At 55.9% G+C, this 17004-nt stretch carries 8 protein-coding genes; 5 read left to right on the top strand and 3 right to left on the bottom strand.

What is annotated here, in order from left to right; all coding sequences use genetic code 11:
• The first annotated feature begins 126 nt into the window (after positions 1–126).
• A complete protein-coding gene (rmf, locus tag ACOCLD_RS11205; RefSeq protein WP_233685155.1) occupies positions 127–342 on the top strand; it encodes a ribosome modulation factor in 216 nt (71 codons plus the stop codon).
• Positions 343–427: 85 nt separating this feature from the next.
• On the opposite strand, the gene ACOCLD_RS11200 is transcribed toward rmf, so the two are convergent.
• Together ACOCLD_RS11200 and ACOCLD_RS11195 are read right to left on the bottom strand one after the other, a co-directional pair.
• Entirely contained in the window at positions 428–1456 is a 1029-nt protein-coding gene (locus tag ACOCLD_RS11200; RefSeq protein ID WP_422909201.1) for a quinone-dependent dihydroorotate dehydrogenase, read from the bottom strand.
• A gap of 80 nt (positions 1457–1536) precedes the next feature.
• Positions 1537–1758 carry a DUF2835 domain-containing protein gene (locus ACOCLD_RS11195; protein WP_392539718.1) on the bottom strand — a complete coding sequence of 74 codons (222 nt, stop codon included), beginning with the start codon at positions 1756–1758 and terminating at the stop codon, positions 1537–1539.
• 225 nt (positions 1759–1983) lie between these two features.
• On the opposite strand from ACOCLD_RS11195, the gene ACOCLD_RS11190 reads away from it, so the two are divergent.
• The gene (locus ACOCLD_RS11190) at positions 1984–2859 is read left to right on the top strand and encodes a DUF6685 family protein (protein ID WP_422909200.1); all 876 of its coding nucleotides are present in this window, start codon (positions 1984–1986) and stop codon (positions 2857–2859) included.
• A 95-nt stretch (positions 2860–2954) separates the two neighbouring features.
• On the opposite strand, the gene ACOCLD_RS11185 is transcribed toward ACOCLD_RS11190, so the two are convergent.
• The gene (locus ACOCLD_RS11185; protein ID WP_422909199.1) at positions 2955–11648 is read right to left on the bottom strand and encodes a retention module-containing protein; all 8694 of its coding nucleotides are present in this window, start codon (positions 11646–11648) and stop codon (positions 2955–2957) included.
• Between the two features lie 438 nt (positions 11649–12086).
• Between ACOCLD_RS11185 and ACOCLD_RS11180 the strand changes: the two genes are divergently transcribed.
• From ACOCLD_RS11180 to ACOCLD_RS11170, 3 genes are read left to right on the top strand one after another with little or no spacing between them, the layout of a single operon-like run.
• Positions 12087–13442 carry a TolC family outer membrane protein gene (locus tag ACOCLD_RS11180; protein ID WP_422909198.1) on the top strand — a complete coding sequence of 452 codons (1356 nt, stop codon included), beginning with the start codon at positions 12087–12089 and terminating at the stop codon, positions 13440–13442.
• Positions 13443–13475: 33 nt separating this feature from the next.
• On the top strand, positions 13476–15626 hold the full coding sequence (locus ACOCLD_RS11175) for a type I secretion system permease/ATPase (RefSeq protein ID WP_422911794.1): 2151 nt from the start codon (positions 13476–13478) through the stop codon (positions 15624–15626).
• Between the two features lie 8 nt (positions 15627–15634).
• Entirely contained in the window at positions 15635–16993 is a 1359-nt protein-coding gene (locus ACOCLD_RS11170) for an HlyD family type I secretion periplasmic adaptor subunit (RefSeq protein WP_392539715.1), read from the top strand.
• Positions 16994–17004 lie beyond the last annotated feature (11 nt).

Genomic DNA, 17004 nt, shown 5'->3' with positions numbered 1-17004 from the left:
AGCACTGCAACGGCGCTGGCAAGGAGGCTCGCGACGCCGGCAGCGGACTCCGTAGGCAGAACGTTTCTGCCTGACCTTGCTACAAGGTCTAAGGGACATAACAGTCAACATTGAGGGCTACACCCTATGAGAAGACTTAAGCGTGATCCGTTAGAAAGAGCTTTTTTGCGCGGCTATCAATACGGCATCAATGGTAAATCCCGCGAACTCTGCCCCTTCACCCTCCCCTCTGTCCGCCAAGCCTGGTTAAACGGCTGGCGCGAAGGCCGCGGTGACAATTGGGATGGCATGACCGGCACCGCCGGTATTCATCGACTCAACGAACTCCACGCTGTCGGCTGATTCAGGAACCTACCGACTCACCATGCGCGCTCCATCCGAGCGGCGGGCGCGAGCCCAGGGGCTCCTTAGGGAGCCCTTTTTAGTTTCAGGCCTTGTGCGGCAGCGCCGCGATTGCATCCACCGCTTCGCGGATCAATGCCGGGCCCTTGTAGATAAAGCCTGAGTAGATCTGTACCAGGCTGGCGCCGGCGGCGATTTTCTCAGCCGCGTGCTTACCCTCGGTAATCCCGCCCACGGCGATGATAGGCAGACGGCCTTTCAGCTCACCGGCTAACACCTGAACAATGTGCGTGCTCTTCTCACGCACCGGTGCGCCGGACAACCCGCCCGCCTCATCGGCACACTCCAGACCATGTACACCTTCGCGGCCCAGCGTGGTGTTGGTGGCGATTACCGCATCCATGCCGGCTTCAACCAGCGCATTGGCCACTTCGATGGTTTCCTCATCGCTCATGTCCGGCGCGATCTTGATCGCCAGCGGTACACGCTTGCCATGCTGCGCGGCCAGGTCTTCCTGACGTTTGCGCAAGGCCTCAAGCAATTGCTTGAGCGAATCACCAAATTGCAGGCTGCGCAGCCCAGGGGTGTTGGGCGAGCTGACGTTAACAGTGACGTAACTGGCGTATTGATAGACCTTGTTGAGGCACAGCAGGTAATCATCCACGGCGTTTTCGACCGGCGTATCGAAGTTCTTGCCGATATTGATACCCAGCACGCCCTTGTATTTGGCCGCCTGAACGCGGGCCAGCAGGTGGTCAACGCCGTGGTTGTTGAAGCCCATGCGATTGATGATCGCCTCGGCTTCCGGCAAGCGGAACAAGCGTGGCTTAGGGTTACCCGGCTGCGGGCGCGGCGTCACGGTGCCAATTTCCACAAAACCAAAGCCCAATTGAGCAAAACCATCAATGGCGTCGCCGTTCTTGTCCAAACCGGCCGCCAAACCGACCGGATTGGGGAACTCCAGCCCCATCACCTTGACGGGCAGCGCGGCCGGGCTCTTGGTCACCAAGCCGTTAAGCCCCAGACGACCGCCTGCACCGATCAGATCGATGGACAGTTCATGGGAGGTTTCGGGGGAAAGTTTGAACAGCAGCTCGCGGGCCAGGGTATACATGGGCAGGCTTAGCTCGATAAAGTTACAAAGGCCGCGATTATAGCCGCCTGCGCACCTGATAGGCGAGGCGCACGGCGCTATCAGCCCAGACGGCGCAAGCTGAGTAATTTCCCAGCCGCGCTGAACTCAAGCTCGAAGGAACCATAGACACCGTCATGGGTCAGAAAGGGCCGGAAATGGTGGGCCGGCACACTGACACTCCGCCCATCGCGACTTTGCACTAATATCCGGTTGGCACGGCCTTGATAAACCACACGCAAGCGCTCGGCCGATAACGCAATATCAAACACCAGACTGGGCATGGAGGCACCTTTGCAACTGACTGCAGCAATCTTGCCATACGCCGTGCGCATGCCCGGTAATAAATGGCCACCCTTGCTTCCTGATGGCAACCCAAACGGCCTGCCGACTCAACGGGCCTGGCATATCAGCCATAAAAAACCTGCCCAAACAGCCGATAAAGCCTGTGCAGCGCCTTACGGGCTCTGCCAAACTGGCAATGGTGATTTTGGAGTTCGTACCTGGCCATGAGTCTGTCTGAGCAGCCCTCCACCCTCAGCTCACGCCTTGGTGCTCTGGCGCAACGGCTAGGCCTTATTGGCCGTGGCCAACGCCAGATACTGGAACGCGCCAGTCACTTGCGCCTGCCCTTCAGCCAGCTGCCCCAATTGCGTGAAAGCATCTGCTGGCAAGACGGCCCACAGTTACAGCGCCTGGTCGATCTGCCACGCAGCGCCCTATCCGGCCCGGTCCAGGAAGACAAAGCACAAGCCCACGCGATGCTGGTAAGAGTCGTTGAGGCCCAGGTGCAGCAGCTCAGTTCCTACGACTTGCGCCTGATTGATGGTCTCTCCACCTGCAGCCCACAACAAGCTAACCAACAGAATTTCGAAACCTTCGCTGCCAGCGAAAGCTGTCGCCAGATTCGCATCATCAGTTACAAGGATTTCGTCAAAACCATCAGCCTGGCGTTACCACGCTTTCTGGCCGGTGAAGGCATCAGCCTGCGTCAGGCCAGTTGGCGCGGTGAGCGGGTATTCTGGGCTGGCGAGCATCACAGCGAAGCCTTTGCCTGCGCCATTGCCTATGCCCGTAGACGCGAGCTGGAAGTCAGCCTACCCGCAGAGCTCAGCCAGTACCGCCTGAGCGAACAAGGCTTGAACAACCTGCAGCAGCGCTACCACGTACTGGCTATGCCCAATGCCGCCTGGAGCGAGCCTGCTTTTATGGCCCTGTTGCTAGATAGCGGCCTGCCTTACGCGCGTCTCTCACAACTCGGCGGCCCCGGCTCACCGGAGTTTCTTCTGCTACCCAAACATTCAGCTGAGGCAACGGCCTTGGGCGAAGGTCTGCGTCTAGCGGGTGCGCCGGATGTGGTGGGATATTTGCAGCGGTTATGCTGAGAAGGGGAGCGCAGAGAGAACGCCGCTAATGTGCGCACTATAAAAATGACCCGCTACCCCACGCGGGTAGCGGGCCGACCATGTAAGTGGGAGGATCAGACGGTGTCGACCTTGAGCGAACCCTCGCCAAGCAGGTAGTCGATTCTGGCTGCGTGATCCGCGAACCCACTCAGATTCACCCCGGAAAGGACGATTGTCTGCTCTACCGGTCCACTGGCGTTGGTATTCACGGAAATAGTGCTGAAATTGGCACCTGAGAAAGTCAGGTAGTCATCCAGCACATTTCCAACCGCAGAGGCCGCGGTGAGCACCATAGACAGATCAAGAACATCCTCACCGATGCTAAACCCGTTGATAGTGTCGGTCCCGCCGAGATCATTGGCCAACCACAAGAAAGTATCTGCACCAGCACCACCATTTATCGTATCGTTGCCGGCCCCCCCCACGAGCAGGTCGTTGCCACTTCCGCCGTCGAGGTTATCGTCGCCACTATTACCGAACAGCAGATCATCCTGCGCACCGCCGACAATAGTGTCGTTTCCAGCCGTCCCATATAGCTCGTACTGCAGTCGCGACTCGAAGTTGGCCTCAGTGAATGAGCCGCTAGGCGACGAGAAGGTCAGCACTATATCGCCGCTGTCGTTGTAGGCACCATTGGCATTGAGGTCTATGAGACCAGTTAGGGTTGTGTAGCTGCTCGCGTCGACACCATTTATTCCCCCCCCACCAGTGCCAATTTCCGTATTGGTACCGTGCTCGAAGCTGCCCACACTGGTCGCCACTATCCTGACGGTGTCTTCGGTAAGGCTGAAGCCTTGGATGGTGTCCTGGCCAACATCATTCCCCGTACCCAACCAATTGAATATATTCCCTCCGACCCCAACACTCGTAGAATCCGAAGAGTTCCCTACGACAGCACCCACCACGATAGTATCCGCACCGTCACCACCACTCAGCGTGTCGCGCCCCTGGCCACCCAGCAAAATGTCCCGACCCTGGTTACCGTTCAGAGTGTCATCACCATTTCCGCCGATAAGGATCTCATCGCGGAAGGTGCCATCGATTGCACCGCTGCCATCGACCGTTACCGACACCCTGCCATCTGCACTCCTATCTCCATCCGTGGCTGTGTAATTGAAAAACTCACCGGTACTTGCCGAAGTGACACTGGTGAACGTTGCACCAAGCCCATGGGAAGCATTGATTCCAGCGCCTGGAGCAACCGCATCTATCCGATCCGGCCCGCTGTCGTTGGCCAGCAGCATCCAATCCGGAACAGTGAAGCTGGTCTGGTTGGTCACGATAAAGTTATCGCGCACCACCATCGGCTGGTCGGCTGGGTCCACCGTCAGGGACAAGTTGGCCGAGTCGTAATCTCCGTCGCCATCGACCAAGGTAAAGCCGATATCGATATGCGCCTCTTCATCAAGTTCGGCAATCGGTGTGAACTTATAACCGCCCGACGCCATGTCGATCACCAGCATCCCCGCAGCCAGCATAAGCGTCAGTTGGGTGCCTGAGAAAACGAAGGTTGCACCCGGGGGATTGGTGCTTATCTTATTGATCTGATTCTCTGGGCTGTAGGTGTAAGTAATGCTATTGACCGTCACCGACTGGACCCGACCACCATCGGCACCAAAGCCATTCGCGCCATCCACCAAAGAACCTTGAAGCTCGCCAGACTGAGCGATTTCCGCCAGCACAGTCGACAGGTTGGCGAAATTATCGACAGCAATGGCATTGGTGTTGGTTCCTGAGTTTTCTTCCTCCGAATCGACAGCCCCATCAAACGCAATAGGATCCAGCTGATCATTGTTGTCGAAGTTACCATTGGCATTGGTTACAACCTGGGCCGCCGGGCCCATGCCGAGTGCGTAGGAGGTGATGTCATACTTCGTAAGGAAGTCGATCCAATCTTCCTCTTCATCTAGCTGAATCCCCGGATTGCTGTCAGGTCGATTCGGAATACCATCCGACAGGAAGTACGAAACGTTCTGCAGCGGATCTCCGGGGTTATGGGCCACTTCAAGTTTGCCTTCGTCCTCCCAAGCCGCTTCTGCGGTCGTAAGTGCACTGTCGTAGTTAGTCAATGCCCCATCTGACGAGTTGGGGAAGTTGAGCACCGTCGTCTTCGCATCGCTTACCGACATCCACTCACTTCCCGAAGCAGCTGCATCGCTGGAGAAGGTCACCAGCCGAACCATGACCTTGCCCTTGGCTTCGTACTGCTCCAGCAACTCCAGCACAGAGAGCTTGGCCGCCTCCAGGCGCGAATAGCCACCGAAGCCTGCGCCACTATTCATGCTGCCCGAGACGTCCAGGATGATCATCAGATTGGTGTGCTGCACACCCGAGATCGAGGTGCTTTGCTCCAGATCCTGGGCTACCGGGGAATCATCCTCGATACGCACCGTGATCTTGCCTTCATCAGTGTCGGTTCCATCGGATACCTGCACGATGAAGTCATACGAGAACACATCCTCGCCGGCTGTGCCTTCACCCTTATGGGGGTGATCGACAGGGCCTTTCAGAACGACACTGTAGTGACCATCAGCCGTTACGGAGACTTCAAGAATCGGAATACCACCAACACCCTTTGTTCCGACCAGATGATCAGTGCCGTCGCCACTCCAGACAACCGGCACGCCTCCCGACATGAATACCCCTGGAGCAGGTGCGACAAGACTGACGGTCAGTAAATCGCCATCCGGGTCAGAGATGCTGATAACCCCATCAATGACAGACGTGGCATTGGTATCGTCAGCACTAGCATCCGGGTAACCATCTTCGTCTTCGATTCCCTGATAGGGGGCCGCAGGTGTCGAAAGCCCCTCCTCGGAAACCCGAGCGACAGCATCACCCACTTGCGGAGCACTGTTCTGGATGCCTTTCAGATTGAGTTCGAAACAGGCAGTTGAGCTGGTACGGTCGTTATCCAGCACAGTGTATTCAAACTTCAGCGTCTGCTCGCCGGCCGGCAAATCACCGGCCTTGTACACATATTTACCGTTGGCATAGAAGTCGATGGTGCCGAGGTCGCCCCCCAAATCAATGGTGGTTACTCCAACCTGAGCAATCGCAAAAACTTCATCATTACCATCGCCATCAATATCAATCTTGACGGACACCAAGGGGGCATCGTTTCCATCTGCATCCTTCAACCAACCATCGGCACCGGACAGGTCTGCAACGCCGCCATGTGCGTCACCCGTAACCAGGTTTCCTTCAAGCTGATTGAGGACTGCGGTGCCTGCCAAATCCTCGGCGATGGAGTCGAAGTCAGCGAGGATCACCTCACCACCTGTGGTATTAGCTATTGCATTGAGCTCCGCCAAATCGAAAATAGTGCCATCGGTATCGCCGTCACCGTCAACGCCACCGCCAACAGCAACCACATAGTTCCCGATAAAGCTATTGGCCGTCAGGAACTCGACCCAGTCATCTGTTGCACCATAGGTATTGCCGCCATTGGAGTAGCCATCGGTAATGAAGTAGGCAACATTGCTGCCTTCACCGGGGCCGCCCCCCCAAGCCGCCCGCGTTGCATCCAGGGCAGCTTCATAGTTGGTACCGCCCGGCTGTGGACGAGTCTCGCTGTTGAATGTATCCAGCAACCACTCAGTAGCCTCTGCAGCCGAAGAGAACCAAGCCGAAGTCCAGAGGCCATTGCCCTCAGCACTACCACTGCTAAAGCCGACGATACGGATATTCACATCACCCTGAGCGTCATAGGCCGCAAACATGCTCTGTACGGCCGAAAATATCGCCTCAAAGCGGCTGCCTTCGGGATGATTAGCCCAGCGCCCAAGTTCGGTATGTTGCTCACCATCAGACTCGGCAAAGAACATCGAATTGGAGAAATCGAACGCCATGAGAATGTTGGTGGTAGCCGCCTGTTCGGTGAAGCAGGCCGCATCGCAGGTGGCGATAGGCGCATCGTCCTCCACCCGAATCACGAAGTGGCCACTGGCATTACTGAGGTCGACGGGGTCGCCGTCGTAGTCGGTGATTTTCAGCACACGGGTGAAGTCGATACCGGCATTGGCGATCAGGGTATCGAAGTCATTATCGGTAGCCGGCGCCTCGTTATGATCCAGCGGACCGAGCAAGGTGAAGGTGTAGCCCCCGCCCTCGGTAACCGAGAGGCTGAACACCCGAGTGCCAGTCTCATCAATTCCTGCATAGGCGGTAAGCACACCTCCCGATACCGAATAGAACAGAGACTCACCTCCCGAGGTGAGGCCCGGGTTGGCATTATTCATCACGGCATTGACGTTGCTGGTAATCAGCGAAACCGTGCCGGGGCCATCCGCACCGAAGTTCACCAAGGACAGCAGCGTTCCATCACCGCCAGTTGCCACAAGCGACTGACTGAGTTCCTCGTTGCCCTCGTACGGAGCAGGAATAGGAGCATCCAGAACAGAGAGCTTGTCCTCGTGAACCAGAGTCTTCCATTGCACCTGCACGTTGACATCGTTGAAGTCGCTATCGCCGCCGACGTGCACATCCTCCCAGTTCTGGTTACCAGCTGCTGCGTTGTCCTCTGTGTGTGAGTCATCTGTAGGGTTAAGCAAAGGATTGTCGAACAGCACATTTGCGCCGCCAGCGCCAACTAACGGCACAACGCCCAGATATGCCTGCCAACCATCGCCATCTGGAACGAAGGTAAGCGCAGCACCATCTTCATACCCGGCGACATCACCATTACCGGTAGCGCCATTAGGAATAATGAAGAAACCAACATCCTCTGGATTGAGTCCACTGACGGTGGTGGAGACTGGTATTTCATCCAGAGAATGCAGATTGGCCCAAATGATGGCACCAGTCGTAGGAACACCGCCTTCTCCCTTGATGTAGTACCCATAGCTATTGGAGTACCCAGCATCGCCGCCCATGTAGGTGACGGTCAGGCAAGGCTCAATGACCGTATTGCCGTTGAGCACCGGCGTATCATCGTCCACCACCACTTTCACCATGCCCTTGGCCGTATCGTCATCGCCATCCGTCGCGGTGAATTCTAGCTTCAGGTACAGCTCGTCTTCCGTACGCGGGGCGTTGTGGTCAAGCGGTTGATGCAGGGCAAAGGTGTAGTCGAGGTTGTTAGCGGCCAGCGTCAAGGTGAAGACGGGAATTTCTGCTCCCATATCATCCTCGTAATACCCGAGGAGCACACCGCCCGCATTACCCGGCTCTGGTTGCCAATCCAACTCAACCGCGTTGCCGCCAGACTTAACCACCTGGCCAAATATGGTTTTCGCAGTGCCCTCGGCGAAGGCAACGCTCTTCAGGCCATCCTCGCCTGCATCGATGGCCAACTTACCGGTGGTGGCCACCGTGTAGTTCGAATCGTCAGGGCCATTGACCAAACGATCAGGCAGTACGGGTACGCCATGAGCGGAGTCACCATCTTCATCAACGAAGGCCAAGCTGAGGCCGGCGCTAGGGCCATCGTCTTCAAAGCGTATAGCATCACCTATTTGGACTTTCGCAACGGCCTTATCTCCGTCGCCATCAATGGCGGTGACCACCGCATTGATTTTGCCCTTTAAATCAACAGGCTCATCATGGCTAGCACCACCAACAGGATGGTAAATCGAAATATACTGGGAGATGTGAATATATCCATTATTATCAATAGCCACAGCAAATGCAGCCTTGCCTAATAGCTCATTACCTACCGGCTCTATTCGCCCAACAATTAACCCACCTTCCTCATATAGATTAATTTCTTTACCATCAGTGGTTTTCAGCCCTGAATTAGCACCATTGCTGAGTTCAAGGCTAAGCACCTTGCTAGCGTTCTCATCATCCTCACCATAATCAACTCCGGTGATAACCGCAGGCAAATTACCTTTGGCAAAACCAAGCATATCTTCACCAGGATTGTCCACGCTTGAAAAAGCATCTAGAGGCCCTTCAACATCATTGTTAAATGAATGCCACAACCCAGACTGAACGCCTTCTGTTTCATCATGCGTAACATTTACAAATGGTTTTTTTAGAATCCATACTTCAGGACCATCATCCTGAATCTTGAATACACCTTTGCTTAGATCAAGCGACGCTATAGCTTTATCCCCATCAGCATCGAAAACTGTCTTCACAAGATTAATTGAATTTTTCACGGCATTAAGCACAGCGACATCATCATAATCTGATGAATCACCATGCCAAATATTATTAACATCGGCAAAGTGACCAGCACCATCATTTAACTGAGTAAATGTCACCACACCCGAAATAGAGTTTATGCTGATAGTAAAATAATCAACACCACCTACCGAGCCAGTTATGGTATCGCCTGATTGATATAGCCGGATTTCAGCGCCTTGCCCATAACCATCGCCATCCAGTACTGATTTATCACCGACCTCAAGCGCATACAATCCGGATCTGACACCATGACCAAGCAAGACCAGGTTATAAGTTACACTACCGGGCCCATCTGTACCGTAGTCTGTATCTTTGAAATTATCAGCAAAATTGGCTGTTGTGCTTTTCAGCCCTTTAGGTAAAGCTCCACCATCACTGTCACTACCCTGCTTCCGGCTTTCATCCAAAACTAGTTCATCTAGTACTTTACAATCATCTATTTCAGCAGTTGGGCCGTCATCCTGAATTTTGAAGACACCCTTACCTAGGTTTACCCAAGCTTCAGCACTGTCACCATCTCCATCAGTTACTGTCTGCACCAACTTTAGCCAATCAGCTTTTTTCAAACTTAATGTTTCACTGTCATCATGATTAACGAAATTGCTGTGCCATATATTTTCCAGCTGAGTAAAAGTTACCTTACCAAAATCTGGCGATTCATCATCACTATTTACTGAAATAGTAAAATAAGACACCTCACCCACAGAGCCCGTTATAACTCCAGTATCGGGATCCTGATTAAGTAAAATTTGCTGCCCCTGGCCTATACCATCGCCATCCAACCAGAGAACTTTATCACTCGAATCAAGAGCATAAAGCCCCGAACCAATGCCATTCGCAAACAACTGCAAGCTATAACTCACAGTGCCCGGCCCATCACTCCCAAAATCCGGAGCATTAAAATTATCGGCAAACCCTGCTGTTACACTGGCTATACCAGCAGGTGGTTGAGTGGACCATGGCCAATTACTGTCAGTGCCCGATGGACTTTCATCAAGCACAAGAACCTCTGATTTAGCATCACGATCTACAGACGCCTTGGGACCGTCATCGTCAAAACTAAATATAGAAGATTCACCATCGGCGAGATCAATACTTTCCGACACAACTACCCGATCTCCGTCCCCATCAATACGTGTCACTTCGTACTGCAGTTGAACCGGTCCACCCTCGAGGATGAGCAGGGGCACGCTCTCATCAAAACTTTCTTCGTTATTAAGGTGCTTCAGCGCTTCAAACAAGGTGGTTTGCAGTTGATAGACGGGAGCGTCTTCTGTTCCCGTGTTAACGATCTCGATCGTAAATACAGGGGCTCCAGCATCTTCATCACGGCCAACCAGTCGGCCATCTTCAAGCGTTAGAGTTATCGGCCCGCCTGCAGTAGAAGAAAGGCTGGTCGATAACCCATCCTCAGGCACACCCACAAAACTCAATACACCTACTGTACTGCCCTCCCCATCGGCACCATAAACCCCACCAATGCTAAACAAAGCAGCCAAGCCGCCAGTAACTGCAGTAGTCACTTGCGCCAATGCGCCCGGCTCACCCAGCACATCATCATTTACATAACCATCATCAACGTCACCACTCGCATAGCGATCAGCCTTACCTACAGTTTCGTCAAGCTCAACTGATAACAACTCACGTGCAGCTTCTGCATTCGCTTCGACAGTTAGGGTAGGACCGTCATCATTGATCAGTACGCTTAACTGAACTGTTGGTGAAACGTCACCATCCAGATCAAATACACGAACAGCGAAGTTATCACTGACCTGATCATCAGCTCCTGTAGCATTCGGATTGGTGTGATCGATTGTGTTATCGGTGAGGGTGTAGGTCCAGTTGCCGGCAGCATCGACCGTCAAAGTGCCATATTGTCCCTGCACCACGCCGCCAGCAGTTACATCGACCCAAACGCCGTTGAAATCTTGAATCTGTAGCGAGGAGATCCCGTCAGGAGAGTCAATAAGGATCGCGCCGCTGGTCTGTTCGGCCTCACTATCTGGATTAGTGCCATCAAACAGGGCCTCTTCATCGACTATTCCCGGTCCGATGACTAATGTGCCTTCAGCATCTTGGTATTCGATAGTGATAGTCGGACTAGAGTCCGGCTCACCTACCGCAGGCTCAGGATCAGGAAACTCCGGCCCGGTGTTCAATCCCTCGGTTGGGAAGCCGATGATCGGGTCGAGCGCACCACCGGTTTCACCCAGCAGCACAAAGGAATGTCCGCCACCCGCGCCGCCGGCCCCACCTGCACCACCGGCACCCGGGCCGGCAGCAGTGGCTTCGCCTTCAAGCGTCGGGTCGACGCCAGCCTCGATCGCGGCCTGCAGTCTCTCGACATCGGTCAGGTCGCTGTCACTGGGTGCTGTCGGTGGTGTTTCTGCGGTGGGGGCCTGCTGATTGGAACTGCCTGCGAGCATCTGCTCGGTGAGGTTAAGGCTGCTGTCACGCCCTAACGTCAATTGCTGACCGTTGCTCATGGCAACGGCAATGGAACCTGCGGCCCCGGTAACGATTTGTTCCCCTGCAAAAACCCGATCACCTTCACTGAGCGGCCGACGCGTTCCGTCGCCAGCTACTGCATAGACTTCGCCGATAACCTGGCTGACGACACCAATCAAAGTAGCCATGATTCCATCCTCACTACAACTGCCGACCACCGCCGACACGTATGCCAAAAAAGGTCGAACTACCTTTCAAGGAGAGAACAAAACCACTGGCTGATTAAAACGACGTCACACTCAAAAACGAAAACGACAAAAAACTGTCACCCTGACCCACGTCGCACACCGCACCAGAAAGATCCCGCCCCTATTTACATCCGACCGTCTCATATAGCCGCGCACGCCACTGAAGAGCACGAAATGCACGGCTTCTGGTTGAAAACAATGTGCTGGTTTTCGCAGTCTGCATAAGATTTTTTTCTTATAGGGCTTGTAACAATTTTTTCTTAGCTACGCTGAAAAGTGTTCTTAGCTGTGATGTTACAGACTGAGAGTAATCCAGCAGGCAAATAAGCCATTTTTTTGGCGACGGATTTAGAAAATCTTAAAAAGGAGAGTTACCCAATGCGCGCACTCAACCCTTTATGGAGCAGTATCGTGCTGGCCGCGTTCTGTACCCAGGCACAAGGCATCACCTTGTCGGAGGCGATCCAGAGCACCCTGGATAACCACCCTGAGATTCATGCCGGGGTAAACAGTCGTCTTTCATCGGATGAAGAGGTCAAGATTGCTAAAGGTGGCTACCTGCCGACCGTCGACCTGCTGGTGGGCTATGGCCGTGAACATACCGACAGCCCAAGCACCCGAGCCATCGGCAATCACAATACTGAAACACTGAACTACGGCACCTCCGAGCTGCGCCTGCGGCAGATGCTGTTTGATGGCTTCAACACGCCCAATGAGGTGGAGCGCACCAAAGCGGTGGTCAACTCCCGCGCCTATCGCCTGCTCGGTACCTCGGAAAGCCTGGCCCTGCGCACGGTCGAGGTGTACCTGGATCTGCTGATGCGCCGTGAGATGGTCGAGCTGGCCCGCAACAACCTGCAAGCCCACCAACGCATCAATGACCAGATCAGCCTGCGCAGTCAGCAAGGTGTAGGCAGTACAGCGGACCTTGATCAGTCCGAAGCGCGTCTGGCCCTGGCGGAAAACAACCTCTACACAGAGCAGGTCAACCTGGCGGATGCCGAAGCCAACTTCTTCAGTGCTGTTGGTCGCATGCCCGACGAGCTGGACTCACCGGCCTCGCTGAAAGGCTCATTGCCGGCCACCCTTGGCGAAGCACGGCAGACGGTGATCGACAACAACCCCTTCCTTAAGTCCGCCCAGGCAGACGTGCATGCGGCCGAGAAACAGTATGAAGTTGCCAAATCGACATTCTACCCACGCGTAGACCTCGAACTGGCCACCAATGCTGACAACGACACCCAGGGTGACGAAGGCCACACCAAGGGTTGGCGCGCCGCCGTGGTGATGAATTACAACCTGTTCAACGGCATGCGCGACAAGGCACGCCTGCAATCGACTGCGCACCAGATCAACGAGTCGATGGACATCCGCAACAACGCCCTGCGCGTACTCAATGAAAACCTCTCCCTGGCCTGGAACGCCATGGAAAACGCGCAACTGCAAACGCCCAAGGCTCGCGAATATGCCGATTACACCCAGCGCGTTCGCGAAGCCTATCAACAGCAATTCAGCCTCGGCCAACGTACCCTGCTGGATTTGCTCGACAGTGAAAACGAACTGTTCACCGCCAACCGCCGTTACAGCGAAGTACGCTTTAGCGAAGAGTTCTCGATGTACCGGGTAACCGCAGCGATGGGTGACTTGTTGCGCCAGCAGCAAGTGGTAGTACCGGCAGAAGCGGTAGCCCTCACTGAAGTGAAGAGCGAGGCGCGTCTGCCGGAAATGAAGTAAAACCGGCATAAGGAGTAGTAGACCTTGACCACCATGGAACGGCCGGGGTCATCCAGCGACCCGCGTCTGAATCACGACGATCCGCTGCTGGATGGCTTGTTGATTCTCTGCAAACTCCACGGCTGTTCCGCCAGCCGTGGCAGCTTGAGTGCAGGCCTGCCATTACCTGAGCAGCGCCTGACCACCGAGTTGCTACCACGCGCTGCCGCCCGCGCCGGTTTGCAGGGGCGCCTGCTGCAGCGCGAGCTGGCCAGTATTTCCGCACTCAACCTGCCAGTGTTGCTGCTATTGAAAAACGGCCGCAGTGCAGTTTTGCGGCAATGGGGGCCGAAAAATCAGGCGCAGATTCTGCCGTGTGAAGCTGACGGTGGTGAGCAATGGGTCAACCGCGAACAACTGGCTGCGGAGTACAGCGGTCAGGCCTTTTTCGCCCGTCCACGACATGAGCTGGAAGAGGCTCGCAACCCACTGGTGCCGCGCATCGAAGCGTGGTTTCGCGACACCCTGAAACTCTCGCGCTGGCTATACACCGACGCCGTGCTGGCCAGCCTGCTGATCAACCTGCTCGGCCTGATGGTGCCGCTGTTTGTCATGCAGACCTACGACCGCGTGGTACCCAACCAGGCGACCTCGACACTGTGGGTGCTGAGCATCGGCCTGTTGATCGGCATGGGCTTTGAATTACTGCTAAAGATCCTGCGTTCTCATCTTCTCGATACCGCCGGCAAGAAAACCGATGTGGTGCTCTCGGCCACCCTGTTCGAGCGCATCACCGGCATGTCGATGACAGCCCGCCCAGCCACCATCGGTGGCTTTGCCCAAAGCATTCACGACTTCCAGGGCCTGCGCGAGTTCCTAACCGCAGTCACCCTGACCAGCCTGATTGACCTGCCCTTCTCGTTCCTGATGATTGCTGTGATCTGGTTGATCGGCGGCTGGCTGGTCGTCATACCTCTGCTAGCGTTCCCCATCACCGCCCTGTTCGCGTTCATCATCCAGGCACGCCTGCGCGATACCGTGGAAAAAAGCCTGCAACTGGCCTCGCAACGTCAGGCCCTGCTGATTGAAACACTCGGTGGCCTGGAAACCCTGAAAGCCTGCAGCGCTGAAAGCGAGCGCCAGCACCAGTGGGAGAAAACCCATGGTGCCCTCACCCGCCTGGATATCCACGCCCGCTCGCTGGCAGCTATCGCCACCAACGGCACACTGTTTCTGCAACAGTTTGCCGGCATGGCCACCATTGTCTGCGGGGTGTACATCATCATTGCCGGCAAGCTCAGCGTCGGCGCACTGGTGGCCTGCTACATGCTGGGTAGCCGTATTCTTGCGCCACTGGGCCAGATCGCCGGGCTGATCACCCGCTACCAGCAAGCCCGCCTGACCATGACCAGCACGGACGCGCTGATGGCCCTGCCACAGGAACGCCAGTCGAAACAGCGGCCACTGGATCGCACCCACCTGCATGGCGCACTGGATGTGCGCGATGTCACCTTCAACTACCCAGGACAAAGCACACCCGCCCTGGCCGGCGTCAGCCTGCGCATGGCAGCTGGCGAGCGCATCGGCATTATCGGCCGCAGCGGCTCGGGCAAAAGCACCCTGGCGCGGCTGGTGATGGCCTTCTACAGCCCGGACAAAGGGCAGATCCTGCTCGACAACCTCGATCTGCGTCAGCTCGATGTAGCCGACCTGCGCCATCAGATCGGCTATGTCGCCCACGACCTGCCGCTGCTCGCGGGCAGCCTGCGTGACAACCTGACCCTCGGCGCCCGTTACGTCAGCGATGCACGCATGCTCGAAGTGGCTGAACTGACCGGAGTGGTCGACCTGGCACGGCAACACCCGCAAGGCTTTGACCGCCCGGTAGGCGAGCGCGGCCAGCTGCTCTCGGGAGGGCAACGGCAAGCCGTACTGCTGGCCCGCGCGCTGCTTCTGGACCCGCCCATCCTGCTACTGGATGAACCCACCAGCGCCATGGACAACACCAGCGAGGAAATCCTGCGCAACCGCCTGCAAACCTGGGCCCAGGGCAAAACCATGCTGCTGATCACTCACCGCGCCTCCATGCTCAGCCTGGTTGATCGGCTGGTGGTGCTGGATAACGGCCACATTGTCGCGGACGGTCCGAAAGAAGCGGTCATTGAGGCACTGCGCAAAGGTCGAGTCGGCCCTGCAGCGGTATAGGAACGATCATGCCCACACGCCATTCGATTCGCGATTATTTCGCCAGCATGCGCCAGCGCAAGCAGGACACCGAGTTCATGCCGGAAGTCGACGGGGCCATTCTCGAAGATTCGCCCTGGTTCACCCGCATCACTGTCTGGGTGGTCAGCAGTTGCCTGCTGGTGGCGCTGGTCTGGGCCAACTTCGCCGTGCTGGAAGAAGTCACCACGGGTGAAGGCAAGGCCATTCCCTCCAGCAAGATTCAGGTTATCCAGAACCTGGAAGGCGGCATTGTCAGCGAAATTTTCGTGCGCGAAGGCCAGGTGGTGGAAAAAGGTGCCGTGCTGCTGCGCCTGGACGACACACGCTTTCTCTCCAACCGGGGTGAAACCGAAGCTGACCGTTTAGCCCTGGTTGCTCGGGTCGAACGCCTGACAGCCGAGGCTGAAGGCCGGCCGATCAATATGCCGGAGGATATTCTGCGCCAGGCTCCGCAGTTGGCCGAGGATGAACTGGCGCTCTACCAGTCCCGACAAAATCGCCTGCAAAGCGAACAACGCACCCTAGGCGAACAGCTACGGCAGAAGACTCAGGAACTGGCCGAGTTTCGCGCCAAAGCCCAGCAGTACCGCTCCAGCATGGGCCTGCTGCAACAGGAGCTGAACATGTCACAACCGCTGGTGGCCACCGGCGCCATTTCCCAGGTGGAAATCCTGCGCCTACGCCGCAGCCTGGTGGAAGTGCGCGGCTCATTGGACGCCACCAACCTGGCCATCCCCAGAGCAGAAGCGGCGATGGATGAAATCAAGAGCAAGATTGAGGAATCAGAACTTAGCTTCCGCTCAGAGGCCTTCAAAACACTCAATGAAGTGCGCACGGAACTGCAGAAGATCACCGCCACCAGCGTGGCCATTGATGATCGAGTCAGTCGCACGACAGTGGTTTCACCGGTACGTGGCATCATCAAGCAACTCAAGGTCAACACCATTGGCGGCGTGGTTCAGCCTGGCAGCGACATGCTGGAAATCGTCCCGCTGGATGACAGCCTGCTGATCGAGGCCAAGGTGCGGCCGCAGGATGTCGCCTTCCTGCACCCTGGACAGAAGGCCATGGTCAAATTCACCGCCTACGACTACACCATCTACGGCGGACTCAAGGCCAACCTTGAGCTGATCAGTGCCGACACCATCACTGACGAAGAAGGCAACAGCTTCTATCTAATCCAGGTCCGTACCGATAAAAGCCATTTGGGCAGTGAGGAACATCCACTGCTGATCATCCCCGGCATGGTCGCCACCGTGGACATCATCACCGGTGAAAAAAGCGTGCTCGACTACCTGCTCAAACCGGTGCTCAAGGCCCGCTCGGAAGCCATGCGCGAACGCTGAGGCGGCCGCTA

It is taken from the genome of Pseudomonas cimarronensis (genome assembly GCF_049331905.1).
GTDB lineage: Bacteria > Pseudomonadota > Gammaproteobacteria > Pseudomonadales > Pseudomonadaceae > Aquipseudomonas.
This window is presented reverse-complemented; position numbering and strand designations above follow the sequence as displayed.